General features: G+C 53.2%; 18 protein-coding genes and 1 tRNA gene. 4 read left to right on the forward strand and 15 right to left on the reverse strand.

From position 1 onward, the window contains the following. Positions 1 to 3 precede the first annotated feature (3 nt). Both lysA and argS read right to left on the reverse strand, forming a co-directional pair. Positions 4 to 1,374: a diaminopimelate decarboxylase gene (gene lysA, locus JOD55_RS08510; RefSeq protein WP_204399568.1), complete on the reverse strand. Its 1,371-nt coding sequence runs from the start codon at positions 1,372 to 1,374 to the stop codon at positions 4 to 6. A 41-nt stretch (positions 1,375 to 1,415) separates the two neighbouring features. Beyond that, positions 1,416 to 3,089, reverse strand: a complete 1,674-nt coding sequence (argS, locus tag JOD55_RS08515; RefSeq protein WP_204399569.1) for an arginine--tRNA ligase — start codon at positions 3,087 to 3,089, stop codon at positions 1,416 to 1,418. A 136-nt stretch (positions 3,090 to 3,225) separates the two neighbouring features. Here argS and JOD55_RS08520 point away from each other — a divergent pair. Both JOD55_RS08520 and JOD55_RS08525 read left to right on the forward strand, forming a co-directional pair. Next, positions 3,226 to 3,298: transfer RNA gene (locus JOD55_RS08520), tRNA-Arg, on the forward strand. A gap of 103 nt (positions 3,299 to 3,401) precedes the next feature. Then, positions 3,402 to 3,890 (forward strand): hypothetical protein, encoded by a 489-nt coding sequence (locus tag JOD55_RS08525; RefSeq protein ID WP_204399570.1) that lies wholly within the window; start codon positions 3,402 to 3,404, stop codon positions 3,888 to 3,890. Between the two features lie 22 nt (positions 3,891 to 3,912). On the opposite strand, the gene JOD55_RS08530 is transcribed toward JOD55_RS08525, so the two are convergent. The 3 genes from JOD55_RS08530 to JOD55_RS09255 all read right to left on the reverse strand — a co-directional run bounded on the left by JOD55_RS08530 (position 3,913) and on the right by JOD55_RS09255 (position 7,377). Further along, the gene (locus JOD55_RS08530) at positions 3,913 to 4,851 is read right to left on the reverse strand and encodes a D-2-hydroxyacid dehydrogenase (protein ID WP_204399571.1); all 939 of its coding nucleotides are present in this window, start codon (positions 4,849 to 4,851) and stop codon (positions 3,913 to 3,915) included. Positions 4,852 to 5,066: 215 nt separating this feature from the next. Further along, positions 5,067 to 5,879: a glycerophosphodiester phosphodiesterase family protein gene (locus JOD55_RS08535; protein WP_204399572.1), complete on the reverse strand. Its 813-nt coding sequence runs from the start codon at positions 5,877 to 5,879 to the stop codon at positions 5,067 to 5,069. A gap of 166 nt (positions 5,880 to 6,045) precedes the next feature. After that, positions 6,046 to 7,377, reverse strand: a complete 1,332-nt coding sequence (locus JOD55_RS09255; RefSeq protein ID WP_204399573.1) for a M23 family metallopeptidase — start codon at positions 7,375 to 7,377, stop codon at positions 6,046 to 6,048. Positions 7,378 to 7,737: 360 nt separating this feature from the next. Between JOD55_RS09255 and JOD55_RS08545 the strand changes: the two genes are divergently transcribed. After that, the gene (locus JOD55_RS08545) at positions 7,738 to 11,460 is read left to right on the forward strand and encodes a multifunctional oxoglutarate decarboxylase/oxoglutarate dehydrogenase thiamine pyrophosphate-binding subunit/dihydrolipoyllysine-residue succinyltransferase subunit (RefSeq protein WP_204399574.1); all 3,723 of its coding nucleotides are present in this window, start codon (positions 7,738 to 7,740) and stop codon (positions 11,458 to 11,460) included. A 129-nt stretch (positions 11,461 to 11,589) separates the two neighbouring features. Continuing rightward, positions 11,590 to 12,189: a GDSL-type esterase/lipase family protein gene (locus JOD55_RS08550; RefSeq protein ID WP_204399575.1), complete on the forward strand. Its 600-nt coding sequence runs from the start codon at positions 11,590 to 11,592 to the stop codon at positions 12,187 to 12,189. 78 nt (positions 12,190 to 12,267) lie between these two features. On the opposite strand, the gene JOD55_RS09405 is transcribed toward JOD55_RS08550, so the two are convergent. The 10 genes from JOD55_RS09405 to JOD55_RS08595 all read right to left on the reverse strand — a co-directional run bounded on the left by JOD55_RS09405 (position 12,268) and on the right by JOD55_RS08595 (position 21,045). Next, the gene (locus JOD55_RS09405) at positions 12,268 to 12,342 is read right to left on the reverse strand and encodes a 50S ribosomal protein bL37 (protein WP_376988485.1); all 75 of its coding nucleotides are present in this window, start codon (positions 12,340 to 12,342) and stop codon (positions 12,268 to 12,270) included. Positions 12,343 to 12,464: 122 nt separating this feature from the next. Continuing rightward, the gene (gene rsrA / locus JOD55_RS08555) at positions 12,465 to 12,779 is read right to left on the reverse strand and encodes a mycothiol system anti-sigma-R factor (RefSeq protein ID WP_204399576.1); all 315 of its coding nucleotides are present in this window, start codon (positions 12,777 to 12,779) and stop codon (positions 12,465 to 12,467) included. Then, positions 12,779 to 13,390 (reverse strand): sigma-70 family RNA polymerase sigma factor, encoded by a 612-nt coding sequence (locus tag JOD55_RS08560; RefSeq protein ID WP_204399577.1) that lies wholly within the window; start codon positions 13,388 to 13,390, stop codon positions 12,779 to 12,781. Before JOD55_RS08560 ends, rsrA begins: the two co-directional genes overlap by 1 nt. Positions 13,391 to 13,410: 20 nt before the next feature. Next, the gene (locus tag JOD55_RS08565) at positions 13,411 to 14,604 is read right to left on the reverse strand and encodes an N-acetylglucosamine-6-phosphate deacetylase (RefSeq protein WP_239538994.1); all 1,194 of its coding nucleotides are present in this window, start codon (positions 14,602 to 14,604) and stop codon (positions 13,411 to 13,413) included. Next, the gene (locus JOD55_RS08570) at positions 14,601 to 15,374 is read right to left on the reverse strand and encodes a glucosamine-6-phosphate deaminase (RefSeq protein WP_204399578.1); all 774 of its coding nucleotides are present in this window, start codon (positions 15,372 to 15,374) and stop codon (positions 14,601 to 14,603) included. The genes JOD55_RS08565 and JOD55_RS08570 overlap by 4 nt, the downstream gene beginning before the upstream one ends. A gap of 65 nt (positions 15,375 to 15,439) precedes the next feature. Further along, positions 15,440 to 16,123, reverse strand: a complete 684-nt coding sequence (locus tag JOD55_RS08575; protein WP_204399579.1) for an N-acetylmannosamine-6-phosphate 2-epimerase — start codon at positions 16,121 to 16,123, stop codon at positions 15,440 to 15,442. A 36-nt stretch (positions 16,124 to 16,159) separates the two neighbouring features. Continuing rightward, the gene (locus JOD55_RS08580; RefSeq protein WP_204399773.1) at positions 16,160 to 17,143 is read right to left on the reverse strand and encodes an ROK family protein; all 984 of its coding nucleotides are present in this window, start codon (positions 17,141 to 17,143) and stop codon (positions 16,160 to 16,162) included. 123 nt (positions 17,144 to 17,266) lie between these two features. Next, entirely contained in the window at positions 17,267 to 18,181 is a 915-nt protein-coding gene (locus JOD55_RS08585) for a dihydrodipicolinate synthase family protein (protein WP_204399580.1), read from the reverse strand. 9 nt (positions 18,182 to 18,190) lie between these two features. Next, positions 18,191 to 18,997: an ABC transporter ATP-binding protein gene (locus tag JOD55_RS08590; protein ID WP_204399581.1), complete on the reverse strand. Its 807-nt coding sequence runs from the start codon at positions 18,995 to 18,997 to the stop codon at positions 18,191 to 18,193. Then, positions 18,994 to 21,045, reverse strand: a complete 2,052-nt coding sequence (locus JOD55_RS08595) for a dipeptide/oligopeptide/nickel ABC transporter permease/ATP-binding protein (protein ID WP_204399774.1) — start codon at positions 21,043 to 21,045, stop codon at positions 18,994 to 18,996. The genes JOD55_RS08590 and JOD55_RS08595 overlap by 4 nt, the downstream gene beginning before the upstream one ends.

Here is a 21,045-nt window from a genome sequence, read left to right on the forward strand (position 1 = left end):
TTGTTACTGATCTTGATCGAGGGCGAGAAGATCTTCGATGCTTTCACTGCGAATGAGCTCTGTGAGCACGCCGTCCGTCACAGCTACCACGCCCGGACGCGGGAGCATATTGTAGTTCGACGCCATCGCTCGCCCATACGCACCCGTTGCTGGCACGGCAAGCAAATCTCCTGCCGTAATATCCGAGGGTAGTGCCACATTTCGCACTACGATATCTCCTGATTCACAGTGTTTTCCCACTACACGAGCGCGTTGCACGGGTGCAGCGGAACTTCGATTAGCGAGAGCAGCTGTATAATCTGCCTCATACAGCGCAGGACGAATGTTATCGGACATTCCCCCGTCTACCGAGACGTATGTGCGCACGCCCGAGTCAATCGCAACGTCCTTGACTGTACCCACCGTATACAGCGTGAGCATTGAGGGTGCGACGATCGAACGACCAGGCTCAATTGATACGAGTGGTGCCGGTAGACCCGTCTTTTCTACGTGTTCGCGCACCACGTGAGCGAGAATCCGCGCAAATTCCCGCGGACTCGGAGCAATATCATCGGCAGCGGTATACCTAATTCCGTAGCCGCCGCCTAAATCTATCTCTTTGATTGTAAGACCCTGTTCGTAGGCCCACACCCGCTCATCAAAAATGACCTGTGCCGCCTGAGCAAAGCCCTCAGTTGCCGAAATCTGCGAGCCAATATGCGAGTGGAGACCAATAAGTTCGACGTGCTCGAGTTCCCCAGCTCGAATCATGGCTTCCCGCGCCACCCCAGTAGAGACTGATAACCCGAATTTCTGATCTTCATGAGCCGTGGAAATGAACTCGTGACCCCCAGCATGTACTCCAGTAGTAAGTCGCAAATATATTGGCGCAATGAGTCCGTTTTCCTGCGCAATAGTATTAACAAAGTCCAGCTCAGCCAGCGAATCAACCACGATATGTGCCACGTGCTCGCGCAGAGCCAGTTCAATTTCAGCTCGAGATTTGTTGTTTCCATGCAAGCCACACGCACTGCCAGGCACTCCCCCAGCTAGAGCAGTGCGCAGCTCTCCTTCAGACGCTGTGTCAATATGAAGTCCCTCTTCATACATCCACCGTGCAAAAGCTTTTGAAAGAAAAGCTTTTCCCGCATAATAAACGTGCGCACCAGCTAAACCCGCAAAGGCATGATCCATCGCTTCTTTCCAGGCGCGTGCCCGGAAGCGAGCGTCGTCGGCATCTAAAACGTAGCGCGGCGTCGAAAACTCTTGCGCAATCTGCCCAACTGGTACACCGGCAACACAGAGTTCACCGTTGGGTTGGCGCTCTGTATTCATTGACCAAACTCCGTGAGGTGCTCCATCTGGGACAGGCGCTTCTAGCTTTTCCATGTTCATGTTTATCCTCCAGGAATTTCTTACGGAGCTCGGTTGCAGAACTACATTTTATCTGGAGCGCTAACTCCTAATAGACCAAGGCCATTGGCCAAAACTTGACCAGTGGCGTCGTTGAGCCACAATCGGGCCTGGTGAACCGCAGTGACGGCTTCATCAGCACGTGGTGTAACTCTCGATTTACCATACCAAGCGTGGTATGCGCCGGCTAAGTCTTCCACATACCGAGCAATTCGGTGCGGTTCACGCAGCTGAGCTGCTTGTGCCACGATCTCTGGGTACTTCGCAAGCGTTGCCAAAAGCTCGTTGTCCGCTTCGGAATCGAGCAAGCTCGGATCAAAATTCTCGCGAGTGACGCCGTGTTCAGCAGCGTTACGATCAACCGACTTCGTGCGCGCATGGGCATACTGCACGTAGTACACCGGATTTTCATTGGTGTGCGAGGAGATCAGAGCGAGGTCGATTTCTAAGGTTGTGTCCATAGCGGCGCGCACGAGCGAGTAACGCGCAGCGTCTACCCCCGCAGCTTCCACCAAATCTGCCAAGACGACGATCGTGCCCGCACGTTTCGACATACGCACTGGTTCGCCGTCGCGCACCAAATTGACGAGCTGGCCAATGAGGATTTCGTGGTTCTCACCCTTTCCAGCAGTATCGCCGAAAGCGCGGGTCATTGCATAGATTCGACCAATGTAGCCGTGGTGGTCAGCGCCGAGCATCAAAATGACCTGATCGGCTCCGCGGTTACGTTTGTCCAGGTAGTAGGCAATGTCGCCCGCGAAGTAAGCCGCATCGCCGTCGGACTTAATAATCACGCGGTCTTTGTCATCGCCAAAATCGGTGGTGCGCACCCACGTGGCACCGTCTTGCTCAAAAATGACGCCTTTGCTTCGCAAAGTTTCAATCGCCTGATCCACTGCGCCAGATTTGTGCAGCGTATCTTCGTGGAAGAACACGTCAAAATTAACGCGGAAAGCTTCAAGCTCTTTCTTGATCTCGGCGAACATGAGGTTGACGCCGTATTCACGGAAGAATTCTTGAGCCGAGGCATCGTCCAGATCAGACAGTGAAACCTCAGGGTGAGCACTGAGCACTTCATTGGCAATATCTTCGATGTACTGACCGCCGTAGCCGTCCTCTGGCGCTTCCTGACCGCGAGCGCGAGCCAAAAGTGACTTAGAGAAGCGATCAATCTGTGCACCATGATCGTTGAAGTAATATTCGCGCGTAACATTTACGCCTGTTGCCTCGAGGATTCGCGCCAGCGAATCGCCTACGGCCGCCCAACGCGCCCCACCCACATGGATAGGCCCAGTTGGATTCGCCGAGACGAATTCAAGGTTCACATTCGTGCCCTCACCTGCATTATTGCGTCCGTAAGCCTCCCCGGCGTTGAGGATCGTGCGCGCAAGTTCACCGGCAGCGGCAGCATTCAACGTAATATTAATGAAACCAGGACCTGCAATATCCGTTTTGGTGATATCTGGATTCGCATTTAGCTTTTCAGTCAAAATACCAGCAAGGGCGCGTGGATTCGTGCCCGCTTTCTTTGCTAACTGCATTGCAATATTAGTTGCCCAATCGCCATGCTCACGAGAGCGAGGGCGCTCAACTTTAATCTCAGCCGGCAGATCTTCTTCACGGAGATCAACGAGCTTCTCGGCAATAGCTTCAACGAGTGATGTGCGAATAAATGCAGAAAGTTCCTCTGGTGTCATGAGTCAATTGTAGCTAGTTCAAAGACTGTTACCCTATTCGGCAAGCGGTGAACTTAGCCATTATGTGCTTGTGCCAACAGTTGGGCGGCAATAATTCGTGGATTGAAATAGTGAGCTGCTATACTCATTATTCGTTGCCCCGATAGCTCAGGGGATAGAGCGTTCGCCTCCGGAGCGAAAGGTCGCAGGTTCGAATCCTGTTCGGGGCACAGCAGGCCGGTTTCAAAGCTGTGGATTTACGATTGTGAATTCACAACGCGGAGCCGGCCTTTAACTTGCGTTGGCAGCGGGCGCACTGGGCGCTACCTTTTGGTGCGCCACCTATCTGAAGCACTTTCGCTTCCAGCCGCTTTATCAATTTCAAGTGTAATTCTCGACCACAAGTCACAGTACTATAAGCAGTTCAAAATTGTTGAGGATCCCAAAAACCATGCCGAAGCAACGCATTTTATCCTCGTCTTTCTCGACTGCATCATAGAAGGTCAAGAATGTACAATCGCAAATATCGCTCCTAAACGCACTGTGCTAGAAAACGCCTTGACGCAGATCGAGGCAAAGGTAGCTCTCGATGAACTCGCAAAGGATATTCTCTTTATTTTAGTTCAAGCGCATATTCTCACTCCCCAGTTGGGAATCATGCTAGACACCCTGCATACCTCAACCGGTAAAAGCAAAGCAACCATCCGCACACGCATTACTGACCTTGAAAATATGAAACTGGTGGAACTTGCGAGCAAAAAGCCATTATCAGTCAAGCTCTCAGCATATGCTCAAGAAATACTGCTCGAAACCGGCAGATGATCGTTCCAAACAAGGGATTGTTTTAGTACCAACCATCTAGGTCGATCAGATTTGGCGGCTCCGTGCCAGCGCGCAAAGCTTCCAAATTCGCTACAAAATCAGCCACGATATCGTCGCGACGCGTGAGCCCAGAAATATGCGGCGTTACGGTCACTTGCGGATGCGTCCAATGCCAGTCGTTCGCCTCTAGCGGTTCATTTGGGAAGACGTCGAGAATCGCGTGACGTACCCGACCGTCGTCGAGAGCGCTACGCAGGGCGTGGTCGTCCACAGTTGAACCGCGTCCAACGTTGACGAAAATAACGTCACGCATCTGCGCGAAAGCATTTTCCCCAACGATATTGATTGATTCGTCGGTGTGGGGCAAAACCGTCACGACGACGTCGGCCTGCCGCAGCAAGTCGCCCGGATCGCTCAACGCACGCACAGAATCGAATTCGGCCCGTGCTCGCCCAGAGCGCGACAACCCGTCCACCCGTGCCACAAATGGGCGCATGAGCTTTGCAATCACGCTTCCAATATGCCCAGTTCCCACGACCACAACGTTCATGTGTTGAGCAGTGCCGTTACCCAAACGCTCCCATTTACCAGCGCTTTGCAGATTCTGATACTGCGGAAATTCTCGCACATATCCGAGCACGCCAGCCACCACGTATTCAGCCATTCGATGCGGCATAGTGGCCACCGTATTAGTCAGTATCGAACCAGTTGCCCGCAGCTGTGGGTAGTAATCGTGCATATGTTCAATTCCATCAGTAGCTGAGTGGAACCAATGGATCGCCGTCTCCTCCGGGCGCACCGGAAAGCGGAATCCGAGCCAGGAATCGGCCCAATGCAGGTCCTCGTCACGCAAATCACTAGATGCCACATAACGCACGTCAAGATCAGGAATGTGTGCAACCTCTGCAGCGAAATAATCCGCAAAATATTCCTCTGTGACCAGCAGTTTCGTTGGATACATTGAATTTCCTTTCCTGATTTACGGGCAAGAATTTTATTTGCAAACAAGATCTGTTTTACGGGCGAGACCTGATTTACAGGCAAGCACGTTGGACGCGTGGTGGCAAAAACTTCAGCGCCCAGCGCCCAGCGGCCAAGTTTCGAGCCGCTAATCGACCAGCAACTAAGCGACCAGCAACTAAGCGACCAGCAACTAAGCACCTGGTAATGAAGAGTCTAATGATGAAGACTCTCAAGCGCAGCCCATTCCTCATCGATGACTTCTTGAGCCAAGGTTGGCTCATCAGTGATAATTGCGTCGACACCAAGCCGGACTAAAGCTCTCATATCCTGCGGATCATTGATAGTCCAGGCGTGCACAGCTTGTTGGCGCGCGTGACACAACTCAATAAAACGCGGGGTGAGCACAGGAATCCCTCGATGAATGATCGGAACTTGAATCGCCTCCACCCCATGTTTGGCCCCCGGCACTGCTTTGGCCATTTTCCATCCAATACGCTGCGGTAACAGGGCTGAGATAACGAGCCAAGCGATTGCCCCACGCCCGAGCGAAGTACGCACACCTGGAAGTTTGCGGCGCAGGTACTTCAAGCGCGTTTCGTTAAAGGAAGATAACGATACCTGTTCAAGCGCATCGCAGCGCCGTAGCGTTTTGATCAGTGGACGCACCACATGCTGGTCTTTCGCGTCAATATTAAAGACCAGCTTGGGGAATTTGCGCAATGCGTCGTCCAGCCGCACTGGATGATTGCCTGATTCATCTGCTACCTCTAGCATCTGTGCCCAGGTGTACGACGATATTTTTCCAGTAGCGTTCGTGGTGCGGGCAAGGCTCGCGTCATGCATGAGGATGACGACGCCGTCCGCCGTCGCGTGCGAATCCGTTTCGATATAGCGAAAATTTTTCGAATCCATATTGGCAAATGCAGACAGCGAATTCTCTGGTGCTTCATTGCCGCCGCCACGATGGGCGATAACGATAGGTTTTTTGCAATATTGCCACAAACGCTGTGGTCGGTGAGCTGCCATGAGCGGATTCCTTTCGATAACTCACTTAGATTATCGGAATCTCAATAAAATTACAGCGCAACAAACCTACAAATTATCGTCAACAACATCTATAAAATATCGTCAACAGCAAAGACCTCATAAAGCCGCAGAAATTACATACACGCGGCCAAGATTTTGCTGGTGTTTACTTACAGCTCTCGCCTAAATCGCGCGCGCCTAGCTCTTTCAAGAAGCCCATCGGCTCAACAGCTGCCGTACGCAGACCTTCACCAGGGTGAATCTCCAAGTGAAGATGCGGGCCAGTGGATCGGCCTTGCGAACCTACCAAACCGATTTTCTCCCCAGCTTTCACCTTATCGCCGGTTTTGACGAGGATACCGTCCGACCACATATGCAAATACCACGAGGTGAACTTCTTACCATTCACTTCATGCTGCACAACGATCATATTTGAGGCCGCGCCATCAAGTCCCTCTCCTGCATGGAGTACGGTGCCATCAGCAACCGCATAAAAAGGCGTTCCATCAGGAGCCGAGAAGTCTTGCCCCTCGTGCAGTTTCGCACCGAGACCAAAAGGATCCGTGCGATAGCCGAACGTTGAGGACACTCGGTAGGTGCCCGACGTCATCGGCATAAAAACTTCGCTTTCCTCCGAAACGAAAGATCCCACGAGGGAGTTCGCCCCAGTTTGGGGAATGCACTGTGCCTGAGCGGAGTGAGCTACTTCTTCGGCAGCTTTCAGCCTGGCACCATCAGCTGCACCATCATTAGCAAGAAGCGTATCTGGAGTTGCGAGGACGGTAGAAGCTTTTACCGTGGTAAGAATTGATTTTTGTTCCGTAGAGGACTGCGCACCCACCGCGTCTTGAATCTGCAGCACACCAGTCGATATCAGCGCTACCGCAGAAAGAATCCCCGTTCCGGCAACGACCGGCGACTTGCTCGCAGCACGAATTCGATCCCATGCCACCGTCATATCTGAGCGGTCAAACTTATTGTTAAAGGCAATTCGCTCGCGCAGCCTGCTCAATGGACTCGTTTTGAGAACTGGCAGCGCTTGCGTGTGTTGATCGAGCGAAGCGTCCTCCACAACCGATTCTGCTTCTAATTGCGCTACTTCCTGAGCGATTTCGCATTGAGCAGCTTCAACAAAAGCCTGCGATTCTTCCAAAGCCAGCACTGGTGGTTTTTCACCCGCTGCCAGATGGTGCTTAGCGCCTGATGCTTTTTGCAGCTCTTGCGAGCGTTGCAGCATTTCTTCAAGACGACGCGCGCGATCGTCGTCGTTAATCGTGGCACGACGCCGGCTGCGGCGTACACGATCCGGTTGCGTTAGCGCGTTTTCTGTTTCACCATCAACCGTACGTGGCATTTGGCCAGCCGAACGTGCAATTTCGCTCTTAGAAGCTTCGTTACCAAGTGCACGCGAAGCAGCCGCTTGCTCTGCACGCTGAGCGGCTAAACGTAGCTCTCGGCGCGAAGGAAGCGTGCGCTGTTCGTTGACGTTTAGCGTCAAGGCGTACTCCTTATAACGGTGAGGTTGGGACGAAAATAAACACGGCAAAACGCAGCGTTGTAGATCCACATCTGATCATAACGGTTTGGTAACAACAGTGCTACAGAAAATAACATTTGGACCAGTGAATCAAAACACAGACGTGAGCTGCATATCAAGTTTCACGCAGTCGCTACTCATTCTTCACGCGATCATCACTAAGCTTTTGACGTGTCTATACGCTTTCTTGACGAATCAGTCATTTTCGCGCGAACTTCTCGGCGATTTCGATGAATTTTCACGGAAGATTCACCGCATCGGGACTAAAGTCACTAAGATAGAATAAAAGGATCATCCCAAAAAGATTGAGGGCGGAAACAGATGTCACAAAGTAGTGAAGAATTCGGACCAAATCAAGGATTTATCGAAGATCTCTACGCGGCCTATCTCAAAGACCGATCAAACGTTGGCCCGCAGTGGCTGGACATGTTCCGGCGCTGGGAATCGGCAGGACGTCCCGCACAAAGTGGCACCACCAGCGATAACAGTGCAAACGATGCAGATCGCAGCAAGGATCATCACCACGGCCTCCAAGAAGCTGACCGCGAAACCACACCATCGACGAACGTCACCCGATCCGATTTACCTCCACAGCCTCGCTCGGCCGCTCAACCTGCCCTAACTCCGTACGTGAAGTCTTACGACGTGCGCCCAACGTCGCCCTCCACAGCAGCTGAAGATGAGTTCGTGCTGCTCAAGAGTGCAGATCGCGGCCTGGCCAAAAACATGGACTCATCGCTGAGTATCCCTACCGCAACGTCGGTGCGTGGCCTGCCCGCTCGAATCATGTTCGACAACCGCGCAGTCATCAACAAATACCTGGCAACGACCCGCGGCGGAAAAGTTTCATTCACACATCTCATCGCCTATGCAATGGTGGAAGCTTTGGCTGAGATGCCTGAGATGAACTACTCGTACAAGGTGGACGACGGCGGTAAACCCACGTTAGTCAAGCCCGCTCACGTCAATCTGGGAATCGCTATCGACGTAGTGAAACCTGATGGTTCGCGCACGCTCGTCGTACCGAATATCAAAGCCGCAGAAACACTGACTTTCTCCCAATTCTTCAATGCCTATGAAGACCTTGTGGAGCGCGGACGCGGCAATAAGCTAACTCTCGAAGATTACCAAGGCACCACCGTATCGCTCACCAATCCTGGTGGGCTCGGCACAGTCCACTCAATTCCTCGCCTTATGAATGGGCAGGGACTGATCGTGGGCGTTGGCTCAATGACCTACCCGCCAGAATTCCAGGGCACGGCCGATGAAGCTCTCGCTCGACTAGGTGTATCAAAGGTAGTCCATCTGACCTCCACCTACGATCACCGGGTGATTCAAGGTGCCACCTCCGGCCGATTCTTGCGGCTTATGGAACAAAAGCTGCTCGGTTTAGACGGTTTCTACGACCGCGTCTATATGTCGTTGCGCATCCCATATCGTCCTTTTATTTGGGAGAAAGATGTTGAGTACGACGCCGAGCGCGAACTTGGAAAACCGGCGCGTATCGCTGAGCTTATCCACGCTTATCGTTCGCGTGGACACCTCATCGCGGACACCGACCCGCTCTCGTTCCACATTCGGCGTCACCCCGACCTCGAATTACAGTCCTACGGGTTGACGCTGTGGGATTTGGATCGCTCCTTCCCAACCGGCGGATTTGCTGGAACTTCCCATTTGACCTTGCGCGAAATTATTGACCAGCTGCGTGAGGCATACTGCCGCACAGTTGGTATCGAATATATGCATATCCAAGACCCTGCCCAGCGCAAATGGTTCCAAAAGCGACTCGAACGGCCGGCCGATCCAACCTCAGGCGCCACCCGACTGCAAATCCTAAAAAAGCTCAACGAAGCCGAAGCTTTCGAAACATTTTTGCAGACCAAATACGTGGGGCAAAAACGGTTCTCACTTGAGGGCGGAGAGTCCCTTATCCCTGCTCTTGACGCTATTTTGCACGGCGCGGCCGAAGATGGGCTCTCGGAAGTAGCTATCGCTATGGCACATCGCGGGCGTCTCAACGTGCTGACCAATATTGCAGGTAAATCCTACAAACAGATTTTTACCGAGTTCGATGGCATCATTGATCCACAAAGCGTGCAAGGCTCAGGCGATGTGAAATACCACTTGGGCACCGAGGGTATGTACACTTCCCCGGAGGGCGACACCGTCGGCGTCTACCTCGCTGCAAATCCATCCCATTTGGAAGCAGCAGATGGCGTGCTTGAGGGGGTAGTGCGAGCCAAACTCGACCGTATGAATACGGGCGACGACGCCTACGCCGTGCTCCCGATTCTTATCCACGGCGACTCAGCATTTGCTGGTCAAGGCGTTGTGACGGAAGTTTTGAACTATTCACAGCTGCCAGCGTACCGCACAGGCGGAACGATCCACGTGATCGTAAACAACCAGATCGGATTCACGACGGCGCCGTCGTCGGCACGCTCTTCGCGCTACGCAACCGATATCACGAAAGGCCTGCAGCTGCCGATCTTCCACGTGAACGGCGACGATCCAGAAGCCGTGGTGCGTATGGCACGCATGGCCTATGAATACCGCGAAGAATTCAAGAAAGACGTGCTGCTCGATATAACCTGCTACCGCAAACGCGGGCACAACGAGGGCGACGATCCGTCCATGACCCAGCCCATCATGTACTCGCTGGTTGACTCCAAGCGCAGCACACGCCAGCTGTACACCGAAGCGCTGCTTGGACGCGGCGATTTGTCTACTGAGCAGCTTGAAGCAGTAGAACGTGACTTCCAAGAGAAACTCGACCGCGCTTTTGCCGAGGTGCGCGAAGCAGAAAACGCTGCAAAAGAAGCTGGAAAATCGGCGTCTGAAATTCTTGGTCTACCAAATCCTGGCGCCGAAGAGGACTCCACATTAGTAGGATGGGAAACGGCAATCTCCCCTGCTGTGCTTGCTCGTATTGGAGATGCGCATACTGCACCACCTGAGGGTTTCACATTGCACCGCAAGATTGAACAGCTGTTCGAGCGTCGCAATAAGATGGCTCGCGAAGGCGGAATCGATTGGGGATTTGGCGAGCTCATCGCTTTCGGTTCGCTTCTTATCGACGGCGTTCCGGTGCGCATTTCCGGGCAAGATTCTCGCCGCGGTACGTTCGTACAACGCCATGCGGTGGCTCACTGTTACAAGTCTGGTGCAGAGTGGACACCACTCGAGGGACTAACTAACGACCAAGCAGAGTTTGCAATTTACGATTCTTCGCTGTCGGAGTATTCGGTGCTCGCATTTGAGTACGGATACTCAGTGGAACGCCCTGATGCGCTTGTGCTGTGGGAAGCACAGTTCGGCGATTTTGCCAATGGCGCGCAGACGGTGATAGATGAATTCATCTCCTCCGCAGAGCAGAAGTGGAATCAGAAGAGTTCGCTGGTGATGTTGCTTCCGCATGGTTACGAGGGGCAAGGCCCTGATCACTCGTCGGCGCGAATTGAGCGCTACTTACAGCTTTGCGCGGAAGACAATATGCTCGTGGTTCAGCCCTCGACGCCGGCCAACCACTTCCATCTTTTGCGCCGGCAAGCTTTTGCTCGCCCTCGTAAACCGCTTATTGTGTTCTCGCCAAAGCAGCTCTTGCGCCGAAAAGGGGTGACTTCATCAGTCGAAGATTTCACTCGAGGAAGTTTCTTGCCGGTCATTGGTGAACAGGATACGGCGATCAAAGATGTTGATCGAGTACTGCTGTGCTCTGGCCGCATTTACTATGATTTGCTCGACGAGCGAGCTGCACGCGGTGATTATCGCACTGCGATCGTTCGCCTAGAGCAGCTCTATCCTAACCCGGTTGCCGAACTTGCTCGGGAGCTTGAGAAGTATCCTGGAGCGGAAATTGTGTGGGTTCAAGATGAGCCAGCGAACCAAGGCCCGTGGCCACATTTGGCGCTTGAAATGTTCTCCCAGATGGACGTGGCTGTGCGTCGAGTATCTCGACCTCATGCTGCTGCGCCGTCTACCGGTCTGACCGCAATTCACAAAGCCCAGCATGCCCAGATTTTAGCTCAGGCATTCGATCGATAGAAATAACAGGCTAAGCGATAAAAATGTAAACTGGTTGTTGGCGGCAAACGAAAAGTTTGCCGCCAACAACCACAGTGGGAATGCAAACGTAGTAGAAATTGCTGTGAGTGGAAGTTATAAGGAGCTAGGGTGCAAGAATTACGAGTCTTTTTCGTTGGCGATGAACTTGTTGCCGGCAAAGGCGATGCTCGTGCCTTAGGCTGGGTGGGGCGCATTATTGCGCGCACACCCCTCGATCCCCCAATGACTGCTCTTAGCCTTGCATTTCCTGGCGAGAATACTGGCCAACTCACGGAGCGTTGGGAAAGCGAAGTGCTGCCGCGCCTTGATCGTGAAGCAGACAACCGCCTCGTGATTGGTTTAGGTTCGCGCGATCTCGATGCAGGACTCAGCTCCGCACGCTCACGGCTTCATTTAGCTAATTTGCTCGACAATGCAGAACGCCGGCAACTCTCACCTTTTGTTGTTGGACCGCCTCCACGCGCTGATATGCCAGTGCGCCGAGTAGAAGAACTATCGCACGCCTACGCCGATGTGTGTGCGCGGCGTTCCGTGCCCTATGTAGAGACCTTTGCGCCGCTGGTCAATCACGAACAGTGGAATACTGATATGTCGGTATCCGGTGGTTATACACCACACCAGGCTGGTTACGGCTTAATGGCTTGGCTGGTGCTTCATCGTGGCTGGCATCAGTGGCTCGGAGTGAATCCTGCCAACTTTAACGACTAGCACCTTTAGCGTTACAAACTGATCTTCGCGCAACGCAATGAAATGAGGGGCTCAAACGAGCCCCTCATTAAGTCATTCTCAAGCGTTTGGACGCTTGCCGTGGTTTGCACCGCTCTTCTTACGGGAGCGACGCTTGTTTCCGCGCTTCGACATATCATTCTCCTTTGTAACGCATCTTTTAGATGCCAGACGCCAACTAAGTCTAGCGAATATAGCCCCCGCACGTCACTTTCATATCAGGTGAAACTCAACTCACACGCACGTGGCCATCTCACTCACCCCAGATCACGCCGATATTGCACAATAAACTGCGAAATCTTCATGCGCAGTTCAGACGGCGCCTCCTCCGTACATGAACGCCGCACAATCTCCCGTATACGCATTTCGGCAGCAATCTGCTCTGAGCAATTCACACACTCTTGACCATGCGTATATAAAATCTCGGCACGTTCAACCGGAATTTCGTGATCGAGCAGCTCGAACAAACTATCTACTACATCGCCACAACTGCAGTTCGGGTCCGATTGGCACTGCGCAAGCTGATCTACAAGCTCATCAATCTTTTGTGTTTGCTCGTGTTGATTATCCATCACTTCGACCCTCCTACCTTATATCCGAGTTCAACTGCATAATCATGTAAGATTTCGCGCAGCTGTTTACGCCCACGATTCAACCGAGACATAACTGTACCGATCGGAACGCCAGTAATATCAGCAATTTCTTGATAAGAGAAACCTTCAACATCTGCCAAATAAACCACGGTACGCCGTTCTGGCGAAAGTTGCTCGAGCGCTTCCCGGATATCAGTATTGGGCAAACGCTCCAAAACCTCTGCTTCAGCAGACATTAACCCCACAGAGTCGTGCGTTGAAGCCTCATATTCGTGCCAATCCTCAACCTCCGCCCCGTCAATCTCGGTCGGACGCCGCTGTTGCTTGCGATAATTGGAAATGAACGTATTGTTTAAAATCCGATACAGCCAAGCCTTCAGATTTGTGCCTGGCTGATATTGATGAAACGCAGCAAAAGCCTTGGCAAAAGTCTCTTGCACCAAATCTTCTGCATCTTGCGGTTTCCGCGTAAGTCGCAAGGCAGCACCATAGAGCTGATCGAGATAAGGAAGCGCATCTCGCTCAAACCGAGCAGCGCGCTCACCTATCTCCTCATCAGCATCTACACGTGAGAGATCATTCGTGGCCAAGTATTCTCCCTCGACTAATCCTAGTTGCGGGTATGTGACACAATCCTAGCGCCTTCACGCCAAACATCAACCACATCAAAATTTTCCTCGAAACAAACCACCGATGGTTTAGTCCCGACTCTCCACTCGAGCGTCACACCAGCATAGGAGTCATCAAGACCAAGCGCCGCTGCTGGAGCTGCCACACAAGCGCGTACCGCCTGCTCAATGCTCACTGAATCGCCTGAAACCATCCGTTTGATTTCTTCCGCCATACGCGCCGTACCACCCGCAATCGCACCTCCGTGCGTAAGTCGAGCGACGCCGTCGGCAATCGTTACAGGTAAACCACCCAGCTCATAAGCACCATCAGGCATACCCGCTCCAGCCATAGCGTCCGTAACGAAGACGACGCCGAGCGCACCGTCGTCGCTATCGCCAACGTAGGATGTTACATCCGAAACCAAATCCGGATGCAGATGAATACCGTCAGCCACCAGCTCAACGACGCACTCGCCACGGCGAGCCGCCTGAATGAACTCGCGCACCGGACCAGGTTCACGATGAGCCAACGGCGGCATAGCATTAAATAAATGCGTCGCCGTCTGCGGCGGCCGACCAAAACCGCGCGCACGCCCTGACTCAGCCGTATCACGCAAACGCTCAAGCGCCTGCGCACCCAGTGCCGAGGTATGACCCCACGACGGCACTGCTCCATAATCGAGCAGCAGCTCAGCAGCTTCCTGAGCTCGAGCTACTTCCGGCGCAATAGTCATTGTGCGAATCCAGCCCCTGCCGGCCTCAAGCCAACTGCGCAGCTCATCGAGATCAGGTTCGCGCACCGCAGCCGGATTCTGCGCACCGCATTTATGAGGAGAAATATATGGGCCCTCAAGATGAATACCCAGCAATTCCCCACGCTCGCACCACGGCACCAAAGCATTAATAGCAGGAAGCGGATCAATCATCGATACGAGCGAAGCGAGCAAACCAGACGTACCCAGCTCGCGGTGAGCTGCTATAGCAGCCGCAATCCCCTCGTCGTCGGTATCATCTGGGAACGATGCACCGCCCCCACCGTGATTGTGAATGTCTAGGAAACCTGGTGTAATCCAGCCGCTCACGCCCTCACGCGCAGGCAATACCTCGGTGAGCACGCCGTCGTCGTCGAGAACAATACCGGAACCCACCAGGCGGCCATAGCCATCGAGAAGCTTTCCCTCGAGGCGCATCATAGCGTCTCCCAACGGTCGCGATAGAAGTCTTTGCGGGTCAAAAGTTCCGCTGCTGCTTCATCTACCAGCACCGTCACATTTTGGTGCATCTGCAAGATCGTCGCCGGCCAGAAACTAGATACAGCTCCCTCAACCAGCTCTTTCACCGCTTCTTTCTTAGCACTACCCGTTGCAATCAGCAGGATTGAACGTGCTTCCATGATCGTGCCCAAGCCTTGGGTAATGCAATGGGTGGGAACTTTGGCAATATCGCCATCGAAGAAACGAGCATTATCGTCGCGAGTTTGACGCGTGAGTACATCAACGTGGGTGCGCGAGGTGAGCGCAGTGCCTGGCTCGTTAAAACCGATATGCCCATTGGAACCAATGCCGAGAATCTGCAGCTCTACCCCGCCATGACCACTGATTGCGGCATCGTAACGAGCAGCGGCAGCCACAGGATCGGCGTCATTTCCATCTGGAGTGAAAAGATTTTCCTCAGCCAGACCCGTCTTATCGCTGCCTACGAGCTCAGTGCGCAAAACATTGCGGTAACGCTCCGGATGATCGGCCGGCACATTGACGTACTCATCGAGTGCAAAAGCCCGTGCACCTTCAAGAGTGAACGTTCCAGCCTGGAAAGCCTCACGTAGCTGCGCATAGAGATTGAGCGGCGTCGATCCAGTTGCCACCCCGAGATTGCGCACCTGCGCATTATTCATCGCATCGATAACGACTCGCGCCGCCTCCACGCCAACAGCTTGTGGATCGCTAAAAATTCCAACCTTCATGTTCTTTTCTCACTTCTCGTCTATATGTTGAGATCACTCTTTTGGCAAAACAGCCTGCGTTTAATTCACTTATTTGCTGAAGTCACGGCGTCTTTGAACCAGCCAGTGATTGATGTGGGATGGGTAATCGCAGTTCCGACGACGACAGCGAACGCACCCGCCTCCATCGCCTGCGCTGCGTGCTCAGGTGTGTGGATACGCCCCTCGCAGATGAGGGGAACATCCGGAAAAGCCTGGGCAATTTGGGAAAGTAGCTCTAAATCTGGGCCATGAGTCTTAGGGCGATCTGGAGTGTATCCAGCCAGAGTAGTTGAAATAATATCGGAGCCGGCATCGACCGCAGCCTGAGCATCGTCGAATGATCCACAGTCAGCCATCACTAAAATATCTTCTTCTTTCAAAGCCGCGACTGTTTCGGCGTAGGTGCGCCCGTCGGGACGAGGACGGCTCGTAGCATCAATCGCCACGATGTCTGCGCCAGCTATCGAACATGCCCGAGCATGACGCAACGTGGGTGTGATGTAGACGCCGTGATCGCCTTCTTTCCACAGACCGATGATAGGGATTTTTACACGACCCTTAATGGCTGAAATATCAGCAAGACCCTGGCAGCGAATTGCACTCGCTCCGCCAATTTCGGCAGCTGCTGCAATCTGTGCCATCGTTTCCGGATTTCGCATAGGCTCACCTGGATAAGCCTGGCAAGAGACAATCAGTGTGCCGCGTAAACTTTCAATCATTTCATTCATCGTAAGAATCCTATCGTGGTATCGTGTGCAAAGAAATTAGAGATCGAGAAAATTAATCACTGCTCCGAGAAGTGGAGCGTCGGCACCTAGTTCGCCTAAGAGAATTGGAGTGCCTTGCACGGCATCCATTGCGCAGTTCGCAAATCCCTCACGCACTGCTACCCACCATTGGTCACCAGAGCGAGTCATCGAACCACTGAGCACAATCACCGCTGGATCAATCGAATTAGCCAACGATGCAATCGCTTCTCCCAAAGCAAAAGCGGATTCACTAAAGCAGGCCTGCGCCAACTCATCGCCCTGATCAGAGCGATCTTGAAGCTCCCGCCCATTCGCCACCGGAATACGCTGCGCTGTGTCAGTTTGTTCAACAGTGGATATACGCTGGTTGTACCAGGCGGTAATGCCACTTCCCGAGCAAATTGCCTCAATATGCCCAATCCGCCCACACGAGCATTGCATTCCCGCAGCATAATGATGATGAATATGCCCAACGTGCCCGGCGAGGAAGTGTGCACCATACTGCACTTCCCCAGCGACCACCTGAGCACCGCCAATGCCAGTGCCCACTGCAACGGAGAGTGTGGAATTATAGCCGCGACCTGCGCCAAGACGTGCCTCGCCCAAACCGTGCGCGTGCACATCATTCAGCACTCGAACTGGCAGGTGTACAGCTTGGGAGATCAACTCCGCAAGTGGTGTACCACCCCAGCCCGGCATCGTATTAGTTGCAGAAAGAATTGAGCCACTGTGCGGATCAACCACACCCGCACTCGCAATAGCAACACCGCTCACCTGCGGATGAGAGGTGAAAAGTTCAGCTACCAGCTCCACAATCCGCCCAGCTACAACCTGCCCGCCGGTATGTGCCTCAGTTGGAATCGAGCCGCGCTCCACAATATGGAGCTGTGGAAGAAAAGTTTGCTCAGCACAAACCGGCACATTCGAATCGCGCGAAAACTCTACGATTCCCCAACCAATTTTCGTTCCGCCGATATCCAAGGCGATAACTGAATCCATATTCTCTCCTGCCCCAATGAACTCAACGCGCATATTCGTTACGGCTAGTTGTGGATTGTGGTGGCAGCCAGCCAAACGGTTAGCTGCCACCACAATCCACTAACGTAAAACCACAATCTTCGCTCAGTTCAGCATGCCCGTTTTTGTGAGCACTTGCCGCACCCACTCAACATTTTCGCCGGTCAATGCCTGCACTGGCTCTGGCATCTCGTTGCTGTCAAACTGCCCCATGAGCATAAGAGCGGTCTTGAAAGCTCCAACGCCAGCGCCAAATCCCTGCACACCCTGCACCATAACGATAGTCATCAGATCAGCCAAACGATCCTGCTCAGAACGCACAGCTTCCCAATCACCACGCTGATATGCATCCCATTGGCGCACGTATCCGTGTGGATCAACGTTGCCCAGTCCTGGCACCGAGCCATCCGCGCCCGAAAGATATGCGCCATCAACCACTACTTCATGCCCAGTGAGCAGCTGCAATGGATGTCCAGCTTCTTCGTTCATGCGCACAAGGAAACGGAAGGAAACGTCGTCGCCCGAAGAATCCTTCACACCTGCCAGCACACCCTCCTTGCCAAGCTGTACCAACAGCTGTGGCGGGAGCTTGGTGTGTACGCAAACTGGAATGTCATAAGCCCAGATTGGCAGGTCAGTAGCCTCGTGCAAAAGCCGGAAATGACGCTCTACTTCCGCCATTCCCTGTAGCGCATAGAAAGGAGCGGTGGCAACGACGCCGTCTACTCCATAGCTCTCCGCCTGACGAATATGTTCAATCACACGGCTCGTCTCAGTATCGATCACACCAGCGATCACTGGGATGCGACCATTGACGATCCGCATCGTGTGCTCAAGCACTTCGCCGCGGCGCTTCGCCGTGGAAAATGCAACTTCGCCTGTAGAGCCAAGCACGAAAATGCCGTGAATACCTGCATCGATCATTCGATTGAGATTGCGCTCAAGCGAAGGAACGTCGATTTCTTGATTTTTCAGAGGAACCGCAAGCGGTGGTACAACGCCACGCAACGGTGCGTTCATGATTTCTCCTTAGAGTACCGGATGCAGCAATGATGGCGCTGCACCCAAGAGTTTTTGAGTGTATGGGTCTTGAGGATTGTTGAGGAGCTGCGCTGCTGGGCCCTCCTCCACAACTTTTCCAGCATTCATGACGGCAATCCGATCCGAAACGTAACGAACCGTTTGGATGTCATGCGAAATGAACACCATGGCGAGTCCCAAATCGCGTTTGAGATCCGTCAAAAGATTGAGAATCTGGGCACGAACCGAAACGTCAAGAGCCGAGGTAGGCTCATCAGCAATAATCGCATCAGGGCGAATCGCTAACGCGCGAGCAATCGCCACGCGCTGACGTTGGCCACCGGAAAGTTGCCCAGGCAATGCATCGAGAGCCGACGTAGGCAAGCCCACCATCGAAATCAGCTCTTCAACACGCTTCATACGATCTGCTTCTGTGCCGATCTTATGCACACGCAAGGGGTCAGCTAGCTGATCTTGTACGAGCATGCGCGGATTGAGCGCAGTGGCCGGATCTTGGAATACTACCGATACAACCCGGCCAATTTGACGCCGATTCTCAGCGCTGCGCTTGGTCACTTCCATGCCCTTGAAGAACACTTTTCCAGCTGTAGGGGCTTGTAAACCACACATCACATTTGCAGTAGTGGACTTTCCACAGCCAGATTCACCCACGATACCGAGAGTTTCGCCTGGGAATAACTGCATGTTGACGCCACGAACAGCCTTAATAGTGTTGGGCTTGAAGATCGTACCCGTGCGGGTTTTGAAGCTCACTTCAACATTTTGAAGATCAATGATTGGTTGTGTGCTTGTCATTTCTGCTCCTCCGCAGTTTCTAAGCGCTCCGGCGTAACAATCGCATGAGCTCCACGAGGAGGAAGCGCTGCGTAGAAGTGATCTGGCGATACTTCCTTGAGCACCGGCCGGATATCATAACCGTAGTCAGGATGCGAGGATCGAGGCGAGAAACGGTCTCCCGGAGGGAAGTCCTTTGGAGACGGCACTGTGCCTGGTACCTGATGCAAACGCCCTGAACCAGATTCGATAGAGAGCACCGCACCGAGCAGACCACGCGTGTATTCGTGAACCGGATTGGTGAGCAGCTCTGAAGTCGGCGCATGCTCAACAACCTGACCTGCGTACATCACCGTGATGTGGTGTGCCACCTCAGCCACCAAAGCCAAATCGTGAGATACGAAGATCATTGCGAAACCAAGCTTCTCGCGTAGCTCATTGAGCAGCGCAATAACCTGTTTCTGAACCGTCACGTCCAAAGCAGTGGTAGGTTCATCAGCAATAATCAGCTTCGGATCACGCGTCAAAGCCATTGCGATAAGAACGCGCTGGCGCTGACCACCAGAAAGCTCATGCGGGTAGGATTCGAGCGTGCGCTTCGGATCAAGTCCCACCAGCTCGAGCAGTTCTTCTGCCGTGCGGGTACCACCGCGCGAAGTAAGCTGCTTGAGCTGAGACTTAATCAACATCGCCGGGTTGAGGGACGACAGCGCATCCTGGTAGATCATTGCCATCTCGTGCCCGAGCAGAGCTTGACGCTCCGCGGCGGACATCTTCAACAAATCTTTACCCTCGTAGAAAACTTCACCACTGATCTGTGCGCGCGGATCAATCAAACCCATAATCGACAGCGCGGTGATCGATTTTCCACAACCAGACTCGCCCACAAGTCCCATTGTCTCGCTCGGACGCACCGAGAAGGAGACGTCGTCGACGACGTTAACGTCGCCATGACGTGGGAATTTGATCGAAAGGTGACGCACTTCTAAGAGAGGCTCGCGAGCGTCGTCGGCAACGAAACGATCGTTGCGCTGCAGTTCAACTGCTTTGAGTGCATCAATGCGCGCCTGCAAGGATTCGGCCTGCTCAGCGTATGCACGACGTGGGTCAAGCAGCAGTTTATCCGCTTCGCGTTTCGATTCAGACGACGGCGCGTCCTTAAGCTTTCCACCGCTCGGTGCCGCCACCATTGCGTCGGTAATACCCTCGGAGAGGATATTGAGGCACAAAACAGTAACCATGATGAAAATACCAGGGAAGAGAGCCGTCCACCAGTTACCGAGCATCACCGACATATTTGACGAAGCATCGGAGAGCACATTGCCCCAGGTTGGAACCATTGAAGACTGCAATCCAGAACCGATAAACGTTAAGGACGCTTCGAGAATAATCGCATCGGCGACCAGCACGGTAGCAAACACCAGCACTGGCGCTGCACAGTTGCGAATCACGTGCTTAACGAGAATCCATGGAGCACGTGCACCCGATACAATGACAGCTCGCACGTAATCCTCGCCGTAGGCACTCATAACATTTGCGCGCACGATTCGAGCCAGCTGAGGAATATAAACGAAAGCAATGGAAAATACGATCACCGTGAGAATACCAATGGTGTCGTCTGCCTCAAGCCGCTTAGAAAAGACCAATACCGTTACCGCAGCGAGCGCGATTCCCGGCACGGCCATAATAATATCGAGGATTCGCATGATCACTTCTGAGAGCGATTTGCGCACAACCGCAGCTACTGAACCAATGACCGAGCCTACAAACAGCGCGATCAACGTGGCGCACAAGCCGATGATGAGCGAGAAGCGCCCACCGTAGAGAATACGACTGAGGATATCGCGTCCCACGTGGTCAGTTCCGAAGATGTGTTCACCGTTTGGAGCTACCCAGCGGTCAAAAATCTCTTCAGGGTTGTACGGCGCAATGAGTGGAGCGATGATCGAGATTACTGCTACGAGTGCGAGCACAACCATCGCGATCTTCGCGCCAAGGCTCATATTGCGGATGCGGCTAAACCGCACTCCTTGTTGGGTAAGTTTATTTAACTTCGCGTGCTTGCTCAT

This window comes from Arcanobacterium pluranimalium, from assembly GCF_016907845.1.
GTDB classification, from domain to species: domain Bacteria; phylum Actinomycetota; class Actinomycetes; order Actinomycetales; family Actinomycetaceae; genus Arcanobacterium_A; species Arcanobacterium_A pluranimalium.

Bases quoted from the DNA above. Each gene is read 5' to 3' on its own strand.
- JOD55_RS08585 (WP_204399580.1), bottom strand. From the start codon at position 18,181: ATGAACGCACCGTTGCGTGGCGTTGTACCACCGCTTGCGGTTCCTCTG.
- JOD55_RS08570 (WP_204399578.1), bottom strand. From the start codon at position 15,374: ATGAAGGTTGGAATTTTTAGCGATCCACAAGCTGTTGGCGTGGAGGCG.
- JOD55_RS08565 (WP_239538994.1), bottom strand. From the start codon at position 14,604: ATGATGCGCCTCGAGGGAAAGCTTCTCGATGGCTATGGCCGCCTGGTG.
- JOD55_RS08595 (WP_204399774.1), bottom strand. From the start codon at position 21,045: ATGAGCAAGCACGCGAAGTTAAATAAACTTACCCAACAAGGAGTGCGG.
- lysA (WP_204399568.1), bottom strand. From the start codon at position 1,374: ATGAACATGGAAAAGCTAGAAGCGCCTGTCCCAGATGGAGCACCTCAC.
- JOD55_RS08580 (WP_204399773.1), bottom strand. From the start codon at position 17,143: ATGGATTCAGTTATCGCCTTGGATATCGGCGGAACGAAAATTGGTTGG.
- rsrA (WP_204399576.1), bottom strand. From the start codon at position 12,779: ATGGATAATCAACACGAGCAAACACAAAAGATTGATGAGCTTGTAGAT.
- JOD55_RS08545 (WP_204399574.1), top strand. From the start codon at position 7,738: ATGTCACAAAGTAGTGAAGAATTCGGACCAAATCAAGGATTTATCGAA.
- argS (WP_204399569.1), bottom strand. From the start codon at position 3,089: ATGACACCAGAGGAACTTTCTGCATTTATTCGCACATCACTCGTTGAA.
- JOD55_RS08575 (WP_204399579.1), bottom strand. From the start codon at position 16,123: ATGAATGAAATGATTGAAAGTTTACGCGGCACACTGATTGTCTCTTGC.
- JOD55_RS08535 (WP_204399572.1), bottom strand. From the start codon at position 5,879: ATGGCAGCTCACCGACCACAGCGTTTGTGGCAATATTGCAAAAAACCT.
- JOD55_RS08530 (WP_204399571.1), bottom strand. From the start codon at position 4,851: ATGTATCCAACGAAACTGCTGGTCACAGAGGAATATTTTGCGGATTAT.
- JOD55_RS08590 (WP_204399581.1), bottom strand. From the start codon at position 18,997: ATGACAAGCACACAACCAATCATTGATCTTCAAAATGTTGAAGTGAGC.